General features: G+C 74.4%; 21 protein-coding genes. 13 read left to right on the top strand and 8 right to left on the bottom strand.

What is annotated here, in order from left to right; genetic code table 11:
• Window positions 1-235 precede the first annotated feature (235 nt).
• On the top strand, window positions 236-1,357 hold the full coding sequence (gene rodA, locus MNZ39_RS09105) for a rod shape-determining protein RodA (protein WP_242337586.1): 1,122 nt from the start codon (window positions 236-238) through the stop codon (window positions 1,355-1,357).
• A 122-nt stretch (window positions 1,358-1,479) separates the two neighbouring features.
• Here the strand turns inward: rodA and trxA are convergent, their stop codons facing one another.
• Window positions 1,480-1,812, bottom strand: a complete 333-nt coding sequence (trxA, locus tag MNZ39_RS09100; protein WP_242337584.1) for a thioredoxin — start codon at window positions 1,810-1,812, stop codon at window positions 1,480-1,482.
• Window positions 1,813-2,208: 396 nt separating this feature from the next.
• Between trxA and MNZ39_RS09095 the strand changes: the two genes are divergently transcribed.
• The 5 genes from MNZ39_RS09095 to MNZ39_RS09075 are packed head-to-tail and all read left to right on the top strand — an operon-like array spanning window position 2,209 to window position 6,639.
• A complete protein-coding gene (locus tag MNZ39_RS09095; RefSeq protein ID WP_242337582.1) occupies window positions 2,209-3,060 on the top strand; it encodes an inner membrane protein YpjD in 852 nt (283 codons plus the stop codon).
• Window positions 3,057-4,379 (top strand): glutamyl-tRNA reductase, encoded by a 1,323-nt coding sequence (gene hemA, locus MNZ39_RS09090; RefSeq protein WP_242337580.1) that lies wholly within the window; start codon window positions 3,057-3,059, stop codon window positions 4,377-4,379. The genes MNZ39_RS09095 and hemA overlap by 4 nt, the downstream gene beginning before the upstream one ends.
• A 14-nt stretch (window positions 4,380-4,393) precedes the next feature.
• Complete coding sequence (gene hemC / locus MNZ39_RS09085; protein WP_242337578.1) at window positions 4,394-5,335, top strand: hydroxymethylbilane synthase; 942 nt, start codon at window positions 4,394-4,396, stop codon at window positions 5,333-5,335.
• A gap of 9 nt (window positions 5,336-5,344) precedes the next feature.
• On the top strand, window positions 5,345-6,121 hold the full coding sequence (locus tag MNZ39_RS09080) for a uroporphyrinogen-III synthase (protein WP_242337576.1): 777 nt from the start codon (window positions 5,345-5,347) through the stop codon (window positions 6,119-6,121).
• Between the two features lie 23 nt (window positions 6,122-6,144).
• Window positions 6,145-6,639 (top strand): DUF4265 domain-containing protein, encoded by a 495-nt coding sequence (locus tag MNZ39_RS09075; RefSeq protein WP_242337574.1) that lies wholly within the window; start codon window positions 6,145-6,147, stop codon window positions 6,637-6,639.
• 53 nt (window positions 6,640-6,692) lie between these two features.
• Here the strand turns inward: MNZ39_RS09075 and truD are convergent, their stop codons facing one another.
• Complete coding sequence (gene truD, locus MNZ39_RS09070; protein WP_242337572.1) at window positions 6,693-8,084, bottom strand: tRNA pseudouridine(13) synthase TruD; 1,392 nt, start codon at window positions 8,082-8,084, stop codon at window positions 6,693-6,695.
• 141 nt (window positions 8,085-8,225) lie between these two features.
• On the opposite strand from truD, the gene MNZ39_RS24905 reads away from it, so the two are divergent.
• On the top strand, window positions 8,226-8,450 hold the full coding sequence (locus tag MNZ39_RS24905; RefSeq protein WP_308197070.1) for a twin-arginine translocase TatA/TatE family subunit: 225 nt from the start codon (window positions 8,226-8,228) through the stop codon (window positions 8,448-8,450).
• 53 nt (window positions 8,451-8,503) lie between these two features.
• Here the strand turns inward: MNZ39_RS24905 and MNZ39_RS09060 are convergent, their stop codons facing one another.
• The gene (locus MNZ39_RS09060; protein ID WP_242337570.1) at window positions 8,504-8,698 is read right to left on the bottom strand and encodes a hypothetical protein; all 195 of its coding nucleotides are present in this window, start codon (window positions 8,696-8,698) and stop codon (window positions 8,504-8,506) included.
• Window positions 8,699-8,898: 200 nt separating this feature from the next.
• Here MNZ39_RS09060 and MNZ39_RS09055 point away from each other — a divergent pair, with 200 nt between their 5' ends.
• A complete protein-coding gene (locus MNZ39_RS09055) occupies window positions 8,899-9,159 on the top strand; it encodes a hypothetical protein (RefSeq protein ID WP_242337568.1) in 261 nt (86 codons plus the stop codon).
• Between the two features lie 63 nt (window positions 9,160-9,222).
• Window positions 9,223-10,005 carry a PHP domain-containing protein gene (locus tag MNZ39_RS09050; protein WP_242337566.1) on the top strand — a complete coding sequence of 261 codons (783 nt, stop codon included), beginning with the start codon at window positions 9,223-9,225 and terminating at the stop codon, window positions 10,003-10,005.
• A 95-nt stretch (window positions 10,006-10,100) separates the two neighbouring features.
• Here MNZ39_RS09050 and MNZ39_RS09045 read toward each other — a convergent pair whose 3' ends face one another.
• Together MNZ39_RS09045 and MNZ39_RS09040 are read right to left on the bottom strand one after the other, a co-directional pair.
• Window positions 10,101-10,793, bottom strand: a complete 693-nt coding sequence (locus MNZ39_RS09045) for a hypothetical protein (protein WP_242337564.1) — start codon at window positions 10,791-10,793, stop codon at window positions 10,101-10,103.
• A 118-nt stretch (window positions 10,794-10,911) separates the two neighbouring features.
• On the bottom strand, window positions 10,912-11,097 hold the full coding sequence (locus MNZ39_RS09040) for a hypothetical protein (RefSeq protein ID WP_011985696.1): 186 nt from the start codon (window positions 11,095-11,097) through the stop codon (window positions 10,912-10,914).
• A 160-nt stretch (window positions 11,098-11,257) separates the two neighbouring features.
• Here MNZ39_RS09040 and MNZ39_RS09035 point away from each other — a divergent pair, with 160 nt between their 5' ends.
• The 3 genes from MNZ39_RS09035 (at window position 11,258) to MNZ39_RS09025 (ending at window position 16,192) form a co-directional block, all read left to right on the top strand.
• On the top strand, window positions 11,258-13,045 hold the full coding sequence (locus MNZ39_RS09035) for an adenosylcobalamin-dependent ribonucleoside-diphosphate reductase (RefSeq protein ID WP_242337562.1): 1,788 nt from the start codon (window positions 11,258-11,260) through the stop codon (window positions 13,043-13,045).
• Window positions 13,046-13,242: 197 nt separating this feature from the next.
• Complete coding sequence (locus MNZ39_RS09030; protein ID WP_242337561.1) at window positions 13,243-13,896, top strand: response regulator transcription factor; 654 nt, start codon at window positions 13,243-13,245, stop codon at window positions 13,894-13,896.
• 169 nt (window positions 13,897-14,065) lie between these two features.
• The gene (locus MNZ39_RS09025; protein WP_242337559.1) at window positions 14,066-16,192 is read left to right on the top strand and encodes a GAF domain-containing sensor histidine kinase; all 2,127 of its coding nucleotides are present in this window, start codon (window positions 14,066-14,068) and stop codon (window positions 16,190-16,192) included.
• Between the two features lie 47 nt (window positions 16,193-16,239).
• On the opposite strand, the gene proC is transcribed toward MNZ39_RS09025, so the two are convergent.
• The 3 genes from proC to MNZ39_RS09010 form a co-directional block, all read right to left on the bottom strand.
• Window positions 16,240-17,070, bottom strand: coding sequence for a pyrroline-5-carboxylate reductase (gene proC / locus MNZ39_RS09020; RefSeq protein ID WP_242337557.1), 831 nt, complete (start codon window positions 17,068-17,070; stop codon window positions 16,240-16,242).
• Between the two features lie 153 nt (window positions 17,071-17,223).
• Window positions 17,224-18,702 carry an FAD-dependent oxidoreductase gene (locus MNZ39_RS09015; protein ID WP_242337555.1) on the bottom strand — a complete coding sequence of 493 codons (1,479 nt, stop codon included), beginning with the start codon at window positions 18,700-18,702 and terminating at the stop codon, window positions 17,224-17,226.
• Complete coding sequence (locus MNZ39_RS09010) at window positions 18,699-19,991, bottom strand: 2Fe-2S iron-sulfur cluster-binding protein (RefSeq protein WP_242337553.1); 1,293 nt, start codon at window positions 19,989-19,991, stop codon at window positions 18,699-18,701. The genes MNZ39_RS09015 and MNZ39_RS09010 overlap by 4 nt, the downstream gene beginning before the upstream one ends.
• Before the next feature lie 107 nt (window positions 19,992-20,098).
• Here MNZ39_RS09010 and MNZ39_RS09005 point away from each other — a divergent pair, with 107 nt between their 5' ends.
• Entirely contained in the window at window positions 20,099-21,043 is a 945-nt protein-coding gene (locus tag MNZ39_RS09005; RefSeq protein WP_242337551.1) for an alkaline phosphatase family protein, read from the top strand.
• The last annotated feature ends 13 nt before the right edge of the window (window positions 21,044-21,056 follow it).

The raw sequence follows: 21,056 nt of genomic DNA, 5'->3' as shown, positions 1-21,056 counted from the left end.
GCCGCCCCCGCGGCGGCGAAGCTCCCCGCGCCGCGGTCGCCCGCAGCCGAGACGGGTCCGCTCCCCGCCGCGACGCCGGCGGCGCGCACCCCGGCCCCCGTCGAGGCCACGGCCGCGCCCGCCTCCCCGAGGCCGCAACCGGCGGCGCCGGCCGCGCCCGCCCCGCGTCCGGAGGCGATCCCGAGCACCTCGCCGGCGGCGTCGCCGGGCGGGGAGAGACAGGGAGGAACCCCCGGTGGCGCCTGACGTGTCGCTCGCGGCGACCCCGCACCGCAGGCTGTTCGCGCACTTCCCCTGGCACGTCGCGTTCGTGACGCTCGCCATCTCGGCGATCGGCGTCTGGAACCTCGCCTCGGCGTCCCGCAGCGCTCACGCGCCGGTCTGGATCTCCCAGGCGGCGTGGATGGGGCTCGGGATCGTGATCGCGCTGTCCCTGACGGTCTTCGACCAGCGCACGTTCCACCGGCTCGCGTGGATCTTCTACGCGGTGGTGATCGTGCTGCTCCTGCTCGTGTACGTGAAGGGCCGCTACGTCATGGGCGCGCGGCGGTGGCTCACCATCGGGCCCGTGAACTTCCAGCCGTCGGAGCTCGCGAAGCTCTCCGTCGCGCTCGCGCTCGCGAGCTACTTCCACGCGGACGCCGACAAGCGGAAGAACGGCTACGGGCTCGCCACGCTCGTGGTGCCGTTCCTCATCATCATGGTGCCGGCGGGGCTCGTGCTGAAGCAGCCCGACCTCGGCACCGCGCTCATCGTGATGGCGGTCGGGTTCACGCAGATCCTCTTCGCGCGCGTGCGGTGGAAGACCCTGGCCCTGCTCGCCGGCGTGGCGATCGTGGGCGCCGGGCTCCTCTACCCGCACCTGAAGCCGTACCAGAAGAAGCGGGTCGAGACCTTCCTCAACCCCGAGTCCGACGTGCTCGGGGCGGGCTACCACGCGACGCAGTCGATCATCGCGGTCGGCTCGGGGCAGGCGCTCGGCAAGGGCTGGGGGCAGGGCACGCAGACGTACCTGTCGTTCCTCCCCGAGCAGCACACCGACTTCATCTTCTCGGTGTGGGCGGAGGAGCACGGGTTCCTGGGCTGCCTGCTCCTGCTCGCGCTCTACTTCGTGCTCGTGGCGAGCGCGATCGACATCTGCGGGAACGCGCGCGACCGCTTCGGCCACTTCCTCGCGGCGGGGCTCACGGGGATGATCTTCTGGCACGTCGCGATCAACATCGGGATGGTGATCGGGCTCTTGCCGGTGGTGGGCGTGACGCTGCCGCTCATGAGCTACGGCGGCTCGTCCGTCATCGCCATCTACACCGGCATCGGGCTGCTCGCGAACGTCGGCATGAGGCGGTTTGTGAATTGATCGGTCTCCGCGTCCTCGTCGCGGCTACGGAGCCGCTGGGGACCCGCGCCACCGGAGACGAGAACGCCCGCGGTCCTCGGGGGGCCGCGGGCGTCGTGTCCGGATCGGATCCGGAGCGCGCGTCAGCTGATGGCCTTCTTCAGGCTCTCCTCGAGCTTCGCCTTCGGCACGGCGCCGACGATGGTGTCCACCACGCGGCCGCCCTTGAAGACGAGGAGCGTCGGGATCGAGCGGATGCCGTACTGCTGCGGCACGTTCTGGTGCTCGTCGACGTCCATCTTGGCGACCTTCACCTTGCCCTTGTACTGCTTCGCCAGCTCCTCGACCGTGGGGGCGATCGCCTTGCAGGGTCCACACCACACGGCCCAGAAGTCGACGAGGACGGGAACGTCGCTCTTCAGGACCTCCTGCTCGAAGGTGGAGTCCTGCAGGATGACGAGATCGTTCGATGCCATGCGTTCTCCTTAACGCTCCGGTCGCCTGGGGCGCACTAATTAGCGGCTGTCCTGGATCCTGGCAAGCGCCTCGCGCGCCGTGATAGCTTCCGACCCGACCGGTCGCCGCCCGCGAGAAGCGCGCTACGTCCGCGATCGCGCCGAGGTATCCTACCCGTCCATGGCTGGGCTCCACCTCGTTCGCCGGGTCTCCCCGGACCGCCGCGCCGGCGCCCCTGCGAAGCGGACCGCGGGCCATCCCCGCTGCGGCGCGATGCCGCGGCCTGGAGGGCAGGCGGGCGGAGGCGCGCTCGGATATCCGTCCGCGCGTCACGAGGCGCAGGCATCGGCGTGGACGATCCGTGGAAGGGAGCGGGGGGGCTCACCCGTTTCCTTGGGTAGGAGAAGGCAGGCCGCATGAGCATCGTCATCCTCCGCATCGCCGCCGCGCTGTACGCCGTCGCCGCGGGCGCCTACATCGTGTTCTTCTCGCGGCCGCGCCACCGGGCCGCGGCCACCGCCGGCTTCTGGGTCCTGGCCTCGGCGTTCCTCGTGCACGCCGTCGCCATCGGCGTCGGCTGCAGCGAGTACGGCGGGGCGGAGTTCTTCGGGCTGCGCGGCGGCCTCGTCCTGCTCGTCTGGCTCCTCACCGGCGCGTACCTGTTCCTGCAGCGCTACTACAAGCTCCCCACCATCGGCGCCTTCGTGACGCCGCTCGCGCTCGTCGTGCTCCTGCCCACGCTCTTCGGGACGCCCGGCCACCCCGGCGTCGCGCCCGAGACGGTGCGGTACCCGAGCGTCACCCTGCACATCCTCTCCGCGGTGGGAGGCGTGGCGCTCTTCGCGATCGCGTTCGGGGTCGCGATCATGTACCTGCTGCAGGAGCGCGAGGTGAAGGGCAAGCGCTTCGGCGCGCTGTTCTCGCGCCTGCCCTCGCTGGACGCCCTCGATCAGATGATCCAGCGGCTCGTCCGCGCCGGCTTCGTCGTCTACACGGTCGCGCTCGTGGCCGGCACCATCACCGCCACGGCGGTGTGGAACAGCGCCTGGTCCTGGGATCCGCAGCAGGTGGTCTCGCTCGGGATCTGGATCCTCTACGGCGCGATGGTCCAGCTCCGCCACAGCGGCTGGCACGGGCGGCGGTACGCGCTCATGACCCTCGTCGGGTTCGTCATCCTGCTCTCGTCGATGGTGTCGCTGAAGATCGTCCCCGGGGTGACCCGCCACGCCGGCGACTACGGCGCGCGGGTCTCGGAGATCTCGCAGTGAGCGGGCGTGAGATCTACCTCGTCGGCCTCTCGCACAAGAGCGCGCCCATCGAGGTGCGCGAGCGGGTCGCCCTGACCGGCGATCTCCTCAAGGCGGCGCTCTGCGCGCTCAAGGGGTCGGACGGCGTCGCCGAGGCGGTCGTCGTCTCCACCTGCAACCGCGTGGAGGTCTACGTCCACGCCGACGGCATCGAGCCGGCGCGCGGCTTCTTCACCTCGCGCACGGCGGAGGCGGACGGCCACCTCTACGCAAAGATCGGCGTGGAGGCGATCCGCCACCTCTTCCGCGTCGCGGCGAGCCTCGACTCGATGGTGGTCGGCGAGCAGCAGATCCTCGGACAGGTGAAGGAGGCATACGGGCTCGCGAGCGCCGCGCAGTCGGCCGGCCCGTACATGTCGCGCCTCTGCAACCGCGCCTTCGCGACGGCCAAGCGCGTCCGGAGCGAGACCGACATCGGCCGCGGCGCGACGAGCATGTCGCAGGTCGCGGTCGAGCTCGTGGAGAAGATCTTCGGGGATCTGAAGGGCAGGACCATCCTGCTCGTCGGCGCGGGCAAGATGGGCGCGCTCTCCGCGAAGGCGCTCGCGGTGCTCGGCGCGGATCGCATCCTCGTGACGAACCGCTCGCCCGAGCGCGGCATGGCGCTCGCCCAGCAGGTCGGGGGGAGCTTCCGCGCGTGGGACGAGCTGCAGCGCCTCCTCGTCGAGGCGGACGTGGTGATCGTCTCGACCGGCGCGCCGACCTACGTCGTCACCCGCGAGATGGTGCACCAGGCGATGAAGGCGCGCCGCAGCCGCTCGATGTGCCTCATCGATCTGGCCGTGCCGCGCAACGTCGATCCGGCCTGCGCCGACCTCGGCGAGGTGTTCGCCTACGACGTGGACGACATGGAGAAGGTCGTCCAGGCCACGCAGGAGGCCCGCCGCGGCGAGGCGCTCCGCGCCGAGGCGATCGTCGAGGCGGAGGTGATGGCCTTCGCGAGGGAGCGGGACGCCCGCGCGGCGCTGCCGGTCCTCGCGCAGCTCCGGCGGCACGCGGAGCAGATCGCGCGGGCGGAGGCGGAGCGGACGCTCTCGCACCTCGGCCCGAAGCTGGACGAGAAGGGCAAGAAGAGCGTGGAGGCGATGGCGCAGGCCATCGTGAACAAGCTCCTGCACGGTCCGACGGCGCGCCTCAAGGCGGCGGCGTCGACGGGCGACGGCGACCTCCCGGGCGCCGCCGCGGAGCTGTTCGGCATCGAGAACGAGCCGGCGCGCCCGGAGAGCGCGCCGGCGGACCCCGTCGAGGGCCGCGCCGCGGCCTCGTCGGAGCGCAGCTAGGAGAGCTACCCGAGATGATCCGCATCGCGACCCGCCGCAGCCCCCTCGCCAAGTGGCAGGCCCACCACGTCTCTGACCTCCTCCGGGCGAAGGAGCCCGGCCTCGAGGTCCGCCTCCACGAGCTCGTCACGAAGGGCGACCGGATCCTCGAGGTCCCGCTCGCCGAGGTCGGTGGCAAGGGCCTCTTCGTGAAGGAGATCGAGGACGCGCTCCTGAACGGGGACGCCGAGATCGCCGTCCACTCGATGAAGGATTTGCCCGCCGTGCTGGCGCCGGGCCTCGCCATCGGCGCGGTGCCGGAGCGAGAGGACCCGCGCGACGCGCTCTGCTCGCCGCGCTACAAGACGCTCGCCGGGCTCCCCAGGGGCGCCAAGGTCGGCACCTCCAGCCTCCGTCGCGGCGCCCAGCTCAAGGCGCTCCGCCCCGACCTCCACATCGAGGTGGTCCGCGGCAACGTCGAGACCCGCCTCCGCAAGGCGAGCGAGGGGCTCGACGCGGTCGTCCTCGCGTACGCCGGGCTGCGCCGGCTGGGCCTCGCCGAGCACGCCACCTACGTCTTCCCCCCCGAGGAGATGCTCCCCGCCGTCGCCCAGGGCGCGCTCGCGCTCGAGGCGCGCGCGTCGGACGGGCCGACGATGACGCGGCTCGCCGCGCTCGACCACGCCGAGACGCGCACCCGCGTCGAGGCGGAGCGCGGGTTCCTCGCCCGCATCGAGGGCGGCTGCCAGGTGCCCATCGCCGGCCACGCCACCGTCCAGGGCGGGCGCGTCGCGATGCGCGCGCTCGTCGCGTCGCTCGACGGCACACAGGTCATCCGCGGCGAGCGGAGCGGCCCGGCGGCCGAGGCGCGCGCGCTCGGCGTCGCGCTCGCCGAGGAGCTCCTCTCGAAGGGCGCGGACGCGATCCTCCGCGAGTGCGAGGGCAAGATTCCGGGCCTCGCGGCGCCGAAGCGCTAGGCGGCTTCCGTGGCGGCCCGCCTCGACCGTCGCACCGTCGTGGTCACCCGCGGGAAGGGCGGCGAGGACGCGCTCTCCGTGCGCCTGCGCGCCCTCGGGGCGCAGGTGCGCGAGGTCCCGTCCATCGCGTTCGCGGACCCCGGCGATCCGGGGCCGCTCGACGCGGCGCTGCGCGGGCTCGGCCGGTTCGACTGGGCGGTCTTCACGAGCGCGACCGCGGTCGATCGCACCGTGGCGCGGCTCTCCGCGCTGGGCGTGGAGACGGCGGCGCTCGCGCGGCTGCGGCTCGCAGCGGTGGGGCCCGCGACCGCCGAGCGGCTCGCCCGCGCGGTGCGGGAGCCCGACCTCGTCCCCGGCGAGGCGAAGGGCGACGCGCTCGCGCGGGCGCTCGAGCCGCACGTGCGCGGGCGGCGCGTGCTCTTCCCGCGGCCGGCGGAGGGGCGGCCGGAGACCATCGCGGGGCTCCTCGCGGCGGGCGCGGAGCTCACCGCCGTCGAGGCGTACCGGACCGTGCCCGCGCCGGCGGAGGCGATCGCCCCGCTCGGCGACTGGCTCGCGCGCGGAGAGGTCGATGCCGTCGCGTTCGCCTCTCCGTCCGCCGTCCGGGCGGTCGCGAGCGCCCTCGGCGAGCGGGCGCCGCTCCTTCGCGGCGTGCTCCTCGCCGCCATCGGCCCTACCACTGCTGAGGCCCTGCGCGAGCACGGCCTCACGCCGGGCGCGGAGCCCGAGCGGTACACCGGAGCGGACCTCGCGGAGGCGGTCGCGGCGAGGCTCGGCCCCGGGTAGATCTTCGAGGCGAGGGTCTGCGCATGACGACTGAGCTGGACATCGGGGAGACCCTCATCCGCATCCGGGTGCCGCTCGAGCGGTCGGACGGCGAGGCCGGTCCTCCCGACGACTGGCTGTGGGCGGAGCCGCTCGGCGCGGGGCGGTACCGGGTGGAGAGCTGCCCGTTCTTCGCCTACGGCATCTCGCGGGACGACGTGGTCCTCGCGGCCACCGAGGGCGAGGGCGGCGGCGCGGTCGACGAGGACGCGCCCCGGCTCGACGACGTCGTCGAGAAGTGCGGCCACCGCACGCTGCGGCTCGCGCTCGATCCGGGCGCGGAGCTGTCCGACGAGGGCGTGCAGACGTTCCTCGAGCGGCTCCTCGAGCACGGTTGCACGCACGAGGCGCTGCGCCCGAAGCTGGTCGCCGTCGACGTGCCGCCCGAGGTGGACGTGGCCCGGGTCGCGGAGGTCCTGCAGGACCGCGCGAACGAGGGGCTGCTGGTCTGGGAGTGGGCGGATCCGAGGCCCTGCTGAGGGATCACGAGCGGGCGCCGCCCTCAGGAAATCCGAGGACGACGCCGCCGGCCTCAGCGCCCCTTCTTCGCGGCCGCCCGGCGCTCCTTGCGCGCCTCCTTCTCGGCGCGGCGGCGGGCGAGGAACCCCTGCTTCTCGGCGCGCGGCGCGGCCGGCGCGGCGGCGGGGGCACCGGCGCGCGGGGGCGCAGCGCGAGGCGAGGAGCTGGCGGACGGAGGCGGCGCGGCGCCGGCCGCCGCGGTCCGCGCGACGCGCGGCTCACCCGGGCGCTTCGGCGCGAGGGTCCAGTGGAAGAGCCGCTTCACGACGAGCGTCGCGTAGGCGCCCGGCGGCAGCGTGAACGCCACGTTCACCCGCAGGCGACCGCGGTTCAGCTCGTCCCGCTTCGCCTCGCCGACGGCGAGCCGGCCGGGGAACACCAGGATCGGGCGCTCCTCGGGGTCGAAGTGGATCTCGGGCGTGCCGGGCACGGCGAGATCCGCGAGCGTCTGGCCCTCGCGGCGGAGCACCGAGAGCGCGGCGCTCTCCACGGCCGGATCCGAGAACTTCGTCCCCGGGCCGAGGAGCGGGAAGCTCCGCTCGTGCAGCAGCCGCGCCTGCGCGGCGTCGAGCTCGCGCGGGAACAGGAGCGAGCCCGCCTGGTAGCGGATGGACACGAGGCGCTGAATCCCGACGACGTCCTTCAGGTACTGCTTCACGCCCTCGTTCCACAGCCAGCTCTGGTAGGCGAACACCTGGAGCGCGCGCCAGCGCGGCTCGGTCCGCAGGAGCGCGCCCCGGTAGTCGCTGGGGTTCTTGCGCAACCACCGCACGACCGCCTCGTAGCGCTCGGCGCCGGGGTAGGGGTTCCTGCGATCCCACTCGCCCCAGTGCTCCTTCCAGAACCCCTTCACCCGCGCGTCGTCGGAGGCGTCGAGCTCGCTCGGGTGCGCGAGGACGTTCCGGAGCGCGAGCTCGAAGTCACCGCGCATGAGGTCCTTCACGATGAAGCCCTGGCCGTGCTTCAGCGCGCCGAACCGCTGCGAGTCGAAGTAGTTCACGACCCCCAGGCGGCGGACCTCCGCGATGGAGGCCGTGAGGCGGGCGACGTCGTCCTCGGAGAGATCGCGGACGGTCACGGCGAAGCGGTTCGAGGTCGTGTTCTCCGCGGAGATCGCCTCGCGGGACCGCCCGAGCGGCTTCAGGCGGAGATCGGGATCCTGCAGCTCGATCTCGCGGCGGTGGATCGCGATGAGCTGGGTGGTGCGCCCCTGCTTGTCCTTGAGGCCGCAGAAGCTCACGGCCGCGCGGGGGATCTTGAACTGCTTGCAGATGCGCTCGACCGCGTCGAACGTGGAGAGCTTCTGCTTGTCCATCAGGTAGACGTAGTGCGAGCCCTTCGGGTCCTCGTCGAAGCGCCACGACTCGGAGACCTGGAAGTCCTCCGGCTTCTGCTTGAGCTTCATGCGCGCTCCCTACCACGGAACGACCGCCGGGGCGCGGTGCGGGGGGTGGCGCCGCTCCCCTGGCCGGGTGTATGGACCCCGTCCGACCCCGTGCGGCGTGCGCCCGTGGGGCCCGGGGGCGGGTCGATCTCGGAGGTCCGAATGGGCATGGGAGAGCTTCTCGTCGTCCTCTTCATCGTGGTGCTCTTCTTCGGCGCGAGCCGCTTGCCCGCGCTCGGGGAGGGGCTCGGCAAGGCGCTGCGCAGCCTGAAGGGTGCGGTGAGCGGGGAGGGGGTCTCGGGGGGCGGAGAGAAGGCCCGAAAGGTCCCTCCGCGCGAGCTCGGTCCGGGCAGCAGCGAGGGTGAGACCGGAGGGGACGAGCGCTAGTCGAGCGGAGCGCGGCGCGGGAGCACGTCCGGGCGATCCCGGGAAGCGGCCGGCTAGGCCGTCTTCTGCCGGAAGAACAGGACGATCGACAGACAGTGGAACTCGTCGTCGCTCGACTGCGTGACCACGCGGTCCACGACCTCGAGGTCGGCGTTCGAGCGCATCCAGCGCGTGACGGTCTCGCCGAGCTCCTCGCGTTCCTTGGCCTTGGTCGCGGAGAAGACCTTCACCCCGGTGAACTGCTGCATCGCGCTCTCCCCTGTCTCTGACGCCTCGCCCCTTTGCGGCGCGACCGACCCGAAAAAGTATTGCCGACGCATTTTGCACTGTCAAACCTGCGACGCCGATAACACTCGATGTCTCCTCGCGGTTTTTGGGGTCCGCGCCCCCGCCGCGGCTTTTGCTCGGCGGTTTCGGCGTCCCTAGGTTCAGGCCGAGCGGAGGGGTCATGCGGCCGAAGAAGGGCTTCGCGGTCGAGTTCATCAACCGGATCCGGACGATGGATCCCTCGGAGCTGAACGCACTCATCGTGCGTGAGGCGGGGGAGGACCTCGCCCAGTTCTTCCTGTCCTACAGCGCGAGCCTCATCTCCCGTGATCCCGAGAAGGTCCTCGAGAACACCTCGAGCCTCATGTTGATGGGCTATCTCATCCGCGCGGCCGAGGACCGTCGCGAGCACCGCCACGAGCAGGCGGTCGCCCTCGCCTGATCCTTCTCAAGCTCCCGCGCCCCGTGCTAAGCACGCGACGGCCCAGCAGAGGCCGGGGGCGCCATGCTCATCGATCTCCACGTCCACAGCCATCACTCCCGCGGCGGCACGCTCGCGCCGCGCGATGCGCTCCGCCGCGCGAAGGAGGCCGGGCTCGACGGGGTGGCGTTCACGGACCTGAACACGCTCGACGGCCTCGACGAGATCCGCGCCGCGGGCCGGGACGAGGGCCTGCTCGCGCTCGTGGGCGTCGAGGTCTCGACGGATCGCGGCCACTACCTCTGCTTCTTCCCCGATCCGTCGAAGGTCCCGGCGCCGCCGCAGGCGTTCGGGTCCGCGACCCCGTGGCCGGTGCGCGACGTGCTCGCGAAGGTGCGGGCGCTCGGCGGCGTGGCGGTGGCGGCGCACCCCTACGACAAGACGATCGACCGGCCGAGCGGGGACTTCATCTTCACGCTCGAGGGGCTCGCCGCGATCGAGGGCTTGAACGCGCGCGTCACGGCCGCGGCGAACGACCTCGCGGTCGAGGCCGCGGACCACATGACCCTGCCGTGCACCGGCGCGTCCGGCGCGCACGCCTCGCTCGACGAGATCGGGAAGGCCGCGACGCTGTTCCGTGACCCGGTGACGAGCGAGGCCGACCTCGTGGCGCAGCTCAAGGCCGGGACGGTCTTCTGCGTCGCGATGGGCGTCACGCCGCAGCCCGCGTCAGCGGGCGACCGTCGCGAGCGGCGCGACGACCGCGGCGGGCATGGCCACCGGGGCGGTCATGGCGGAGGTCACGGCGGGCGCCGCGAAGGCGGCGGGAACCGCGGCGGCCATCGCGACCGCGGCGGGCGCCGGTAGAGAGCCCCACCGCAGGCCGGATCCGTACTGCCTCCGTACGCCGAGCAGCGGAGCGACGAGTCCGCCCGGCGCAGGCCGGGATCGTGCGCCGTACGCTAGCGCTCCCAGCGGACCAGTCGATCGTCCTGCAAGAACGCGCGGCGCTTGCCGCCCGCCCACGACCACTCTTCCGTCCCCGCGGGCCGGTCGATGCGCTTCCGCTCCGGGAGGCCCCACGCCATCTCCAGCGCGCGCGGGCTCATGCCCTCGGCGGGCTCCTTCTTGAGGATCGCGGCGCGCTGGTCCGGGGGGAGGCCCCGGAAGAACGAGGAGGGATCCTCGACGGAGAGGATCTGCTCGACCTCGGCGCGGACGTCGGCGTAGCTCGCGGCGGTCTGCGGGAGGACCACGACGAGCGGCCGCGACTCGCCGGCCGCCTCGACGTAGACCCACGGGCTGTATCGCGGCGTCATCACCACGCGGCGCGCGATGAGCCAGCCGGTCGGGAACTCCACCTCGCGCAGCCGGACCGCCGTCCCGGGCGGGAGGATCCGCTCGGGCGTGGGCGGGGCGATCGGCGTGCCGCCGGTCGTCTCGATCATGTCGAGCTCGGCCGGCGACTGATCGGTGAGCAGCATCTTGGACCGGTCGCCCCAGAACGGCGCGACGTAGGCGGCGACGCGCAGGTAGCGCTGCTGCCCGTCGAGCTCCTGGTGGACGCGGGTTCGCTCGGTGTCGGGGATGGCCGCGTGCGGCGCGCAGGCCGCGAGGGCGAGGAGGGCGGGGACGAGGAGGGGAGCGCGTCGCATGCACCATTCTTCGCAGAGCCCCGCCCCGCGCACAAGCGAGGCTCCGTCGGCGCTCGAGGTGCCGCGAGGCCGATCGGGTCGGCGCGGCCGGAGAGCGGGGCCGCGCGCTCGCACCCGTCTACTTCCGCTCGGCGTTCTTCCCTTCCTCGATGAGCTCGCGGACGCGCTGCCCGCCCTTGTGACCCAGCTCCGAGTAGCCCTTCGAGCCGAGCTGCTCCTTGCGCGCCTCGCCTCCGAGGCGGCCTGCCTCGCGTACCGTCATGTTGCCGCTCGCGCGGCGCTGTCCCTTGTCCCGGTCCGGCATGTGCGACTCCCTGTCCTCCTGAGGATGGGCCAAAGCTGAGGGTGGGCCCTCTGCGGGGCAAGGGCGCGCGCGCATAAGCTTCTCCCGCCGACGCACCGGGCGCGCCGGCGGGCGCTCCTCGGGGCGGCGCAGGCGGTCGCTCACCGTTACGCTTCAGGCCATGGCGCGGCTGAGCGACAACGCCCTTCACGTCCTGGAACGCCGCTACCTCCTGCGCGACGAGCACGGCGCCGTGGTCGAGACGCCGGAGGCCCTGTTCCGGCGCGTCGCCCGGGCGGTCGCCGCGGCGGAGCCGCCCGGCGAGCGCGATCGAGCCGCCGAGCGGTTCGAGGCACGCATGACGGGGCTCGAGTTCCTGCCCAACTCGCCGACCCTGATGAACGCGGGCCGGACGCACGGCCAGCTCGCCGCCTGCTTCGTGCTGCCCGTGGAGGACGACCTCGCAGCGATCTTCGACGCGCTCAAGTGGGCGGCCCTCATCCACCAGTCCGGCGGAGGCACCGGCTTCGCGTTCTCGCGGCTGCGGCCGCGCGGCGACGTGGTGAAGACCACGCACGGCGTCGCGAGCGGTCCGGTCTCGTTCATGCGCGTCTACGACGCCGCGACCGAGATCATCAAGCAGGGCGGCGTGCGGCGCGGGGCGAACATGGCGGTCCTCTCCGCCGCGCATCCGGACGTCGTCGAGTTCGTGGACGCGAAGCGCGGCCACGGCCTCGAGAACTTCAACCTCTCCGTCGCCGCGCCCGACACGCTGTTCCACGCCGCGTCGCGCGGCGAGCCGTGGCCGCTCCGCCATCCGAGGAGCGGGGCGGTGGTGCGGACGATCGACGCGCGGGCGCTGCTCGACAGGATCGCGGAGGCGGCGTGGGCGTCGGGCGAGCCGGGCCTCCTCTTCCTCGACCGCGTCGAGGCGGCGAACCCGACCCCCGACCTGGGACACTTCGAGGCGGTGAACCCGTGCGGCGAGCAGCCGCTGCTGCCCTTCGAGGCGTGCACGCTCGGCTCCGTGAACCTCGGCCGCTTCGAGCGGGGCGGCCGCGTGGACTGGGACGCGCTCGCCGCGTGCGTGCGGGACGGCGTGCGCTTCCTCGACGACGTGCTCGACGTGAACGTCTGGCCGCTGCCGCAGATCGCGGAGATCTCGCACCGCAACCGGAAGGTCGGGCTCGGCGTGATGGGCTGGGCGGATCTGCTCGTCCGCCTCGGGACGCCCTACGACGCGCCCGAGGCGCTCGCGCTCGCCGACGAGGTCATGGGCTTCGTGCAGCGCGAGGCCCACGCCGCGAGCGAGGAGCTCGCGCGCGAGCGCGGCCCGTTCCCTGGCTTCCCCTCGAGCGCGCTCGCGCGGGACGGCCGCCCGCCGCGCCGGAACGCGACCGTCACGACGATCGCGCCGACCGGCACGCTCGCGCTCATCGCGGGCTGCTCCTCCGGCATCGAGCCGCTCTTCGCGCTCGCCTACGTCCGCCGGGCGCTCGACGACTCCGAGCTCCGCGAGGAGCACCCCCTCGTCGCGCGGGCCCTCCACGAGGCCGGCGCCGGCGCGGCGATCTCCTCGGTGCGCGCGGCGGGACGCGCGCGCGGGATCGTGGGCGTGCCGGACGCGGTCGCGCGGCTCTTCGCCACCGCCTACGACGTCTCGCCCGAGGCGCACGTCCGGATGCAGGCGGCCTTCCAGCGCCGCACCGACAACGGCGTCTCGAAGACCATCAACCTGCCCCGCGACGCCGTCGTCGGCGACGTGGCGCGCGCGTATGCGCTCGCGTTCGAGCTCGGCTGCAAGGGGATCACCGTCTACCGCGACGGCTCGCGCGAGCAGCAGGTGCTCACGAGCGGCGCCACGCGGAACGGCGAGGAGTGTCCGCAGTGCGCGTCCGCCCTCACCCGGGCCGGCGGCTGCATGACGTGCGGTCACTGCGGCTGGGCGAGCTGCGAGACGACCGAGTGAGGTGAGCCGTGCCTCGCTGCCGCGCCCGGGCCATCCGGGGCCGGCGGTCGTTCCGGGCGGGGCGCGGGAGGGGAGCCCTCGCTCGCATACGCGTCCTGCGCGGACGCGTCACGTCGTCACGGGAGTGGTAGGGGCCTTCCACCGACATTACAGACAGTGCCGGACGTCGGGAGAAGTCGCCGTCAGGGAGGTCCCCGATGAGAGCGATCGTCGCGGATGATCACGAGGTGGTGCGGCGGGGCGTGCGTGCCCTCGTCGAGTCGCACCCCGGCTGGACGGTGTGCGGCGAGGCCTCGAACGGACGGGACGCCGTCCGGCTCGCTCAGGAGCTCCGCCCGGACGTCGTGGTGCTCGACGTCACCATGCCCGACCTGAACGGGCTCGAGGCGACGCGCGAGATCCGCTCGACGGTGCCCGGCACCGAGATCGTCCTCCTCACGGTGCACGACTCGGATCAGCTGCTCGATCAGGCGCTCAGCGCCGGCGCCCGCGGCTACGTCCTCAAGGAGGACGCCGCCCGTCACCTCGTGGACGCCATCGACGCGCTGTCCCGCCACACCCCGTACCTCACGGCGCGCGGGGCGGAGCGCCCGGCCGCCGTTCCGGCCGCGGAGGCGGGCCGGAACGCCGCCGTGTCGCGCGGAGGCCGCGTCACCTCCCTCACGCAGCGCGAGCGCGAGGTGCTCCGGCTGCTCGCGCAGGGCGAGTCGAACCGCGAGGTCGGCGAGCAGCTCTCCATCAGCGCGAAGACGGTCGAGACCCACCGGGCGAACGTCATGCGGAAGCTCGGCGCGAGCTCGATCGTGGACCTCGTCCATTACGCCATCCGCAACGGCATCGTCGTGCCGTGACGTGACCGCGCGGCCTGCGGAGAGCCTCGGGGGCCGCGGTCGCGAAGCCGCAGGCGACGGCGCGCGCCAGTCCCCGGCTTGCCGCCGAGGCGTCCCGTGGGGGCGGGCGGCGATCGTGCGCAGACGGCTCCGGAGGGGGCGCGCGTCGCGGATGGGGCCTGCGTAGACGATGGCGACGCGCTCCGACACCGACCCAGCGTCGACCGGCGCCGAGCGGCGGGCCGACCCGATCGCGTCGGCGGCCGAGCAGCTCCTCGCGGTGGGCGCCGCGGAGCTCGACGCCGCGGTGGACGCAGTCCTCCGGCACGCGGTCCTGCACGTGGGCGCGGAGCGCGGGGCCGTCGTCCTCCTGGGCCGCGAGCAGAGCCTGGCGCTCGAGCGGTCCTGGGCGGCCCCCGGCGTGCCGCCGGTCCGGGAGCAGCTCGACGCGCCCTGGGTCCGCGCCGAGATCCAGGCGGGCAGGGTGGTCGCGCTGTCGTCCACGGACGATCTCCCGTCCTCGGCGGAGGCGGAGCGGCGGATCGCCCGGAAGAGCGGCATCCGCTCGGCGCTGTTCGTGCCCCTCGTGTGCGCGGGGCACCCGGTCCTCGGGTGGGCGGGGTTCGTCACGCTCTCGCGGCCGCGCCCCTGGGCGGCGGGGGTCATCGAGGACGCCCGCCGGCTCGCGACGCTCCTCGCCGCCGCGCTCCTGCGGCTCCGCGCCGAGCGCGAGCGCGACGAGCAGGCCCGGCTGCAGGCCCTCGCGCTCGAGGTCTCGTCGGGCTTCATGGACCTGCCTCCCGAGCGCGTCGTGGAGGGCGTCGTCGGGGCGCTGCGGCACACCGCGCGCGCGCTCGAGGCGGATCGCGGGTCCGCGTGGCTCCTGGAGGACGAGGGCGGCGCCGTGATGCGCCTGCTCGCGTCCTGGCCGCCGGACGCCGGGCTCCCGGAGCGCGGCGCGCGGGACGAGAAGCCCTGGCTCGGCGCGATCCTCGAGCGTCACCTCCGCGAGCACCGGCCGTACGCGCTGCACACGATAGACGAGCTCCCGCCGACCGCCGAGGCGGATCGCCAGCGCCTGCGCGCGCTCGACGCCGAGGCGCTCGCGGCCATCCCGCTCCGCGCCGGCGATCGCGCGCTCGGCTGGCTCGCCTTCTCGTGCCGGCGGCCCCACGCGTGGTCGGCGCACGCGCTCGCGAACACCCTCATCGTCGGGGACGTGGTCGGCGGCGCGATCGCGAGGGCTCGCGACGCCGAGCGGATGCGCGCGAGCGAGCTCGGCGCGCTTGCGTCGCGGGACCTCCTCCAGTCGACGATCGACGCGCTGTCGGCGCACGTCGCGATCACCGACGCGGAGGGGACCGTCCTCGCGGTGAACGCCGCCTGGCGGCGCTTCGCGGACGAGAACGGGCTCGCGATGCCGCGCCACGGGCTGGGCGCGAGCTACGTCGCCGAGTGCGAGGCCGCGGCCGCGAACGGCTGCGCGGAGGCCGCGGCCGTGAACGGCGCCATCGGCGCCCTCGCCGCCGGCCGGCTCGACGACTACCGCGTCGAGTACGCGTGCCATGGCGCGCAGCGGCCGCGCTGGTTCCAGCTCCGCATCACGCGCTTCGGAACGCCCAGCGCGACCCGGCTCGTGTTCGCGCACGAGGAGGTCACGGAGCTCAAGCAGTCCGAGGAGCGGCTCCACGCGCTCACCGGCCAGATCCTGCACGTGCAGGACGGCGAGCGGCGGCGCATGGCGCGCGACCTGCACGACGGGGTCGCCCAGCAGGTGTTCGCGATGTCGCTCGAGCTCGCCCGGGCGCGCGGACGCGCCGAGGACCCCGAGGTCCTCCGATCGCTGCAGGAGTGCGAGGCCCTGTGCCGGATGGTGCTCCAGGACCTGCGCACCGTCGCGCACGTGCTCCACCCGCCGATGCTCGACGTGGTCGGGCTCGTGCCGGCGCTCGACTGGTTCGTCCGCGGCTTCGCGGCCCGCAGCGGGATCGACGTGGCGTTCCGGTCCGAGGGCGTCGAGCGGCTCGCCCCCGAGACGGAGCTCGCGCTGTTCCGGGTGGTGCAGGAGGCGCTCGCGAACGTCCAGCGCCACTCGGGGAGCCCGTCCGCCCAGGTGTCGCTGACGCAGGGGGAGGGCGAGGTGGTGCTCGTGATCCGCGATCAGGGCCGGGGCATCCAGCTCGGCCCCGGCGCGCTCGTCGGCGTGGGCGTGGGAGGGATGCGCGAGCGGATCCGCCAGCTCGGCGGCACGCTGCGGATCGTGGGCGGGGCGGAGGGGACCGAGATCCGCGCCACGGTGCCCGCGCGCGTTCCCTGATCGAGGGCGCCCGCTTCGCGTCGCGAATCTCGAATCGCGCCGGCCCCTCAATCCCCGCGCACGGCCCGCTCGCCCAGCTCGCGCGAGCGCCGCGTCGCGGCCTCGACCGCCGCGATGAGCGCGGCGCGCAGCCCGCCCTGCTCGAGCACGTGCACGCCCGCGATGGCCGTCCCGCCCGGGCTCGTCACCTGGTCCTTCAGGCGGCCCGGGTGCTCGCCCGTCTCGAGCACCAGCTTCGCGGAGCCGAGCACGGTCTGGGCGGCGAGCGCCATCGCCACGGAGCGGGCGAGCCCGACCTTCACCCCGCCGTCGGCGAGCGCCTCGATGACGAGGAACAGGAACGCCGGTCCCGAGCCGGAGAGGCCGGTCACGGCGTCGAGGAGCGGCTCCTCGACGACGACCGTCGTACCGACGGACTGGAAGAGCGCGCGGGCCTGCTCGAGGTCGGCGTCGGTGGCGTGCGCCCCGCGCGCGAGCGCGCTCGCGCCGGCGCCCACGAGGGCGGGCGTGTTGGGCATCGTCCGGACGATGCGGACGCCGGCGCCGAGCTTGCGGGCGATCGCCGCGATCGAGACGCCGGCGGCGATCGAGATCACGAGCTTGCGGTGATCCACCGCCGGCGCGATCTCGTCGAGGAGCTGCTCCATCGTCTGCGGCTTGACGGAGAGGACGACGATGTCCGCCTGCTCGGTCGCCTCGAGGTTCGAGGCGACCGTCGTGACGCCGTAGCGCTTCGCGATCTCGTCGCGCCGCTCCGAACGGAGCTCGGCGCACAGGATCTCGGCGGCGGTCGCCGTCCCCGCGCGGAGGAGCCCCTTCACGAACGCCTCGGCCATGTTTCCGGTGCCGAGGAACGCGATCTTCTTCCCGAGTGCCATCGGGGAAGCCTAGACGACCCGGCGGGATTCGTGAACAGCCAACGAGCGAAGCGCCTCCGGGTGGGCGTCGCGCGCTCGAGACCGCGCGTTCCCGGGCCCGGCCAGAGGGGTGAGGCGCCGGCCGTGCGCGCGAGGGCTGCTCCATGGAGCGCGCTACCCGATGATGAAGTCCTCCTTCGCCACCGGGCCCCGCGTGAACCGGTCGAGCGTGAACTGCTCGAAGATCTCGTGCTTGCCCTTGCCGGTGAGCCAGTCCGCGTACAGCTCCGCGACGGCCGGCGCCATCATGAACCCGTGGCCGACGAACCCGGAGAGCTGGTGGAAGTTCTCGAACCCGGCCGGGCCGAGCACCGGGTTGTTGTCGGGCGTGACGTCGTAGCAGCCCGCCCACTGCCTGAGGACCCGCGTCCCGGCGAGCACCGGGATGCAGTCGATCGCGGCGCGCGCGAACCGCGCGAGGAAACGGAGCGTCGACCCCTGCACGACGCCCTCCGGCTCCAGCGGATCGCCCATGCCGCCCACGAGCTCGCCGCGCTGGGACTGCGAGAAGTAGAGGCCGTTCCCGAGGACCGACACGAGCGGATCGAGCCACGGCTTCATCGGCTCCGTGACCAGGATCTCGTGGCGCGTGGGGCGGTTCGGGAGCGCCACGCCCGCGAGCGCGGCCACCTCCTTCGACCAGGCCCCGGCGGCGACCACCACGAGATCGCAGGCCACGCGGCCGCGGTCCGTCACGACGGCGGTGACCCGCCGCTCGGCCGTCTCGAAGCCGGTGACCCTCGTGAAGGTCGCGATGCGCGCGCCGGCCGCCTCCGCCTGGCCGGCGTAGCCCCACAGGAACGGCCAGGGGAAGACCACCCCGTCGTCGGGGTTGTACGAGGCCGCGAGGAAGCGCGACGGATCGAGCTCCGGCACCACCTCGAGCGCCTGCGCCCGGTCGATGACGCGGGTGCGCAGCCCCTCCTCGCGGTGGAGCTCGGCGTTGCGCTCGATGCGCTCCACCTGCTCCGGCGTGGGGGCGAGGAACAGGTACCCGCCGCGCCGGAACCAGACGTTCACGCCCATGTCCACCGCGAAGCGGTCGCAGAGCTCGAGCGAGCGGCGCGCGAGGCGGATCATCGTGGGGGTCGTCCACTGCGCGCGGACCCCGCCGCCGTTCCGGCCCGAGGCACCCGCGTTGAGGTAGGCGCGCTCCAGCACGAGCACGTCCTTCGTGCCGCGCCGGGTGAGCTCGTAGGCGAGGGCGAGGCCCATGATGCCCCCGCCGACGATGACGACGTCGGCGCGCGCGGGCAGCGGCGCGAGCTCGGCGGCGGGCGTTCGCGCCTCGGCCGGGTGGACGGGCACGCCGTCGTCGATGGGGAGGTCGGCCGGCTCGATCGCCGCGAGCGCGCCGAGCGGCGCCGGCCGGTAGGGCGGCCGCACCGTGAAGGGCAGCACCTCGGCCGGCGTGGCGCCGAGCCGGAGCAGCTCGCGGGCGACGAGGGCGACGCAGCTCTTCCCCTGGCAGGGCCCGGTGCCGAGCCCCGTGTAGCGCTTCACCGACTCGAGATCGCGGTTGCCGGCCTCGAAGGCGCGCCGGACCTCGTCGAGGAGCACGTCCTCGCAGCTGCACACGAAGGTCTTCGTCATCGCGCGGCCTCCCCCGCCCGCCGGCCCGCCTCGGCCGCGCGCGCGCCGTCCATCGTCCCCGTCACCTCGCCCGCCGCGAAGAGCCCGTCGACGCCGGTCCGCCCGTCGGCGGCCACGCGCAGGGCGAACACGCCCGTGGTCGCGTCGAGCACGAGCTCCGCGCCGAGCTCGCGCGCGAGCTCGGTCGCCGGCGCGGGAGGGGTGGCCACGGCGACGACGTCGACCGGGATCCGCTCGCCCGCGAGCTCGAGCGCGCGCACGCGCGCGCGGCCGAGGACCCGCCCGCCCTCCGCGCTCCGCAGCCGGCGGACCTCCATCCCGGCCGCGGCGAGCCGGGCCGTGAGCGCCTCCGGCTCCGCCCCCTCGCCGAGCACGATCGCGCGCCGGCCCGGGACGACCCCGTGCTCCGCGAGAGCCACCGCGAGGCCGCGGCCCCCGTACACGCCCGGTCGATCGCCGTCGGCGATGGCGGGCGGCTGGGGGTGGCCGCCCGCCGCGACCACGATGCGTCCGGGCCGCACGAGGCGGAGCCGCCGCGGCGGCCCGTCGGCGTCGAGCGCGGCGAGGGGGCTGCCGCCGTCGCGCCAGAGCCCGAGCACCGCGGTGCGCAGCGCGACCTCGCCCCCGGCCGCCGTCACCCGGGCGACCACCCGCGCCGCCCAGGCGAGGTCCGGCTCTCCCCGCAGGCCGTAGCGACAGCGGAGCCGTCCGCCCACCGCGGGCTCGGCGTCGGCGACGAGCACCCGGCGGCCCAGCTCCGCGAGGGCCTCGGCGGCGGCGAGCCCCGCGGGGCCGGCGCCCACGACGAGCGCGTCGAAGCGCTCCTCCGAGGCCGGCGCGGAGCGCTCGGCCGGGAGCGCCTCGACGTCGGGCAGCGTGCCGAGGCCCGCGAGCCGGCGCGAGAACGCCACCGCGGCGTGGTTCGCGATCCCGCTCCAGGTCATGAGGTGGTGGTGATCGAGGCCGTGCGGGTAGACGAGGTCGATCGCGCCGAGCAGGTCGTGCTGGGCCGTCGGCAGCGCGTTCTGCGTCTGCACCGTGAGTCCCTGCTGGCACGGCGTCCGGCAGGCCCGCTGGTTCGGGAGCCCGCCGGCGCGGACGAGGCAGGAGCCGCACGAGCCGGTGAGGCAGAAGGCGCCGCGCGGGCGGTGGTACTTGGCGCTGCGCGACACGAGGGGGCGCCCGTGGGCGAGGAGCGCGGCGGCGACGGGCTCGCCCCGCCGCGCGGGGATGGGCTCGCCGTCGAAGAAGATGGTGCAGTCGGGATCGAAGGTCGGGAGGCGGGGCATGGGGTCCTGGCTCGGGCGCGCGGAGAATAGCGCCGAGGCGGCCCGGCGTCTCGCCCGCGCACCGTGCCCGAAGGTGCCCTGTGGCGCGTCCGCGCGCCGCCCGGGTTATGACACACCGCGTGGCGGTCCTCTTCGTCTTCGTCGACGGCGTCGGCGCCGGGCTCCCGGACCCGGACCGGAACCCGCTCGCCCGCGCCGACCTGCTGCTGTCGCGCTTCGCGGACGGCACCGGGACGCCGCTCCCGGCCGGCGGGCGTGCCGTCCTCGCCGACGCGTGCCTCGGCGTCCCCGGTCGCCCCCAGTCGGCGACGGGGCAGACGGCGATCCTGACCGGCGAGAACGCGCCGGCGGCGGTGGGTCGTCACGTGCTCGGCTTTCCGAACGCGCCGCTCCGCGAGCTCCTCCGCGCGCGCTCGCTGTTCCGCGCGCTCGCCGCCGCGGGGCGCACCGCGGTGTTCGCGAACGCGTACCCGGTCGCCTACCTGCGCGCCCTGGGCCTCGAGGCGGACGGCGAGCCGGAGCTCGCGCTCGGGCGTCGCCGCCCGCGCGCCGCGGCGACGACGATCGCGTACGCGGCGGGGGGCTTCCGCTTCCGGACGTGGGCCGACGCGCGCGCGGGGCGGGCGCTCACCCACGACCTCACCGGGCGCCGCGCGCGAGCTCACGGCGCGGACGTGCCCGAGCGCGCGCCCGAGGAGGCGGCGGGGATCCTCGGCGCGCTGGCCGCGGGCGCGGATCTCGCGCTCGTCGAGTTCTTCGAGACCGACGAGGCCGGCCACGCGCGGTCCATGCCCGCCGCCCTCGACGCCTTGCAGCGCGTCGACGCCTTCCTCCGCGCGCTCGTCGCCGCGCTCGGGCCGGACGACGCGCTCGTCGTCGCGAGCGACCACGGCAACGTGGAGGATCTGTCCATCCGCAACCACACCCGCGCGCCGGTCCCCGTGCTCGGGTTCGGCCGCGCCGCGGCCGCGCTCGACGCCGTGCGGGACCTCACCGACCTCGCACCGCTCCTCCTCGGCCTCGCCGGGGCGCTTGCGCCGCCCGCACGCTGAACGGTAGAGGAGG

This window comes from Anaeromyxobacter sp. SG66, assembly GCF_022690805.1.
Classification (GTDB): Bacteria; Myxococcota; Myxococcia; order Myxococcales; family Anaeromyxobacteraceae; genus Anaeromyxobacter; species Anaeromyxobacter soli.
The sequence above is the reverse complement of the archived record's forward strand: the minus strand, read 5'-3'. Positions and strand labels throughout refer to the sequence as shown.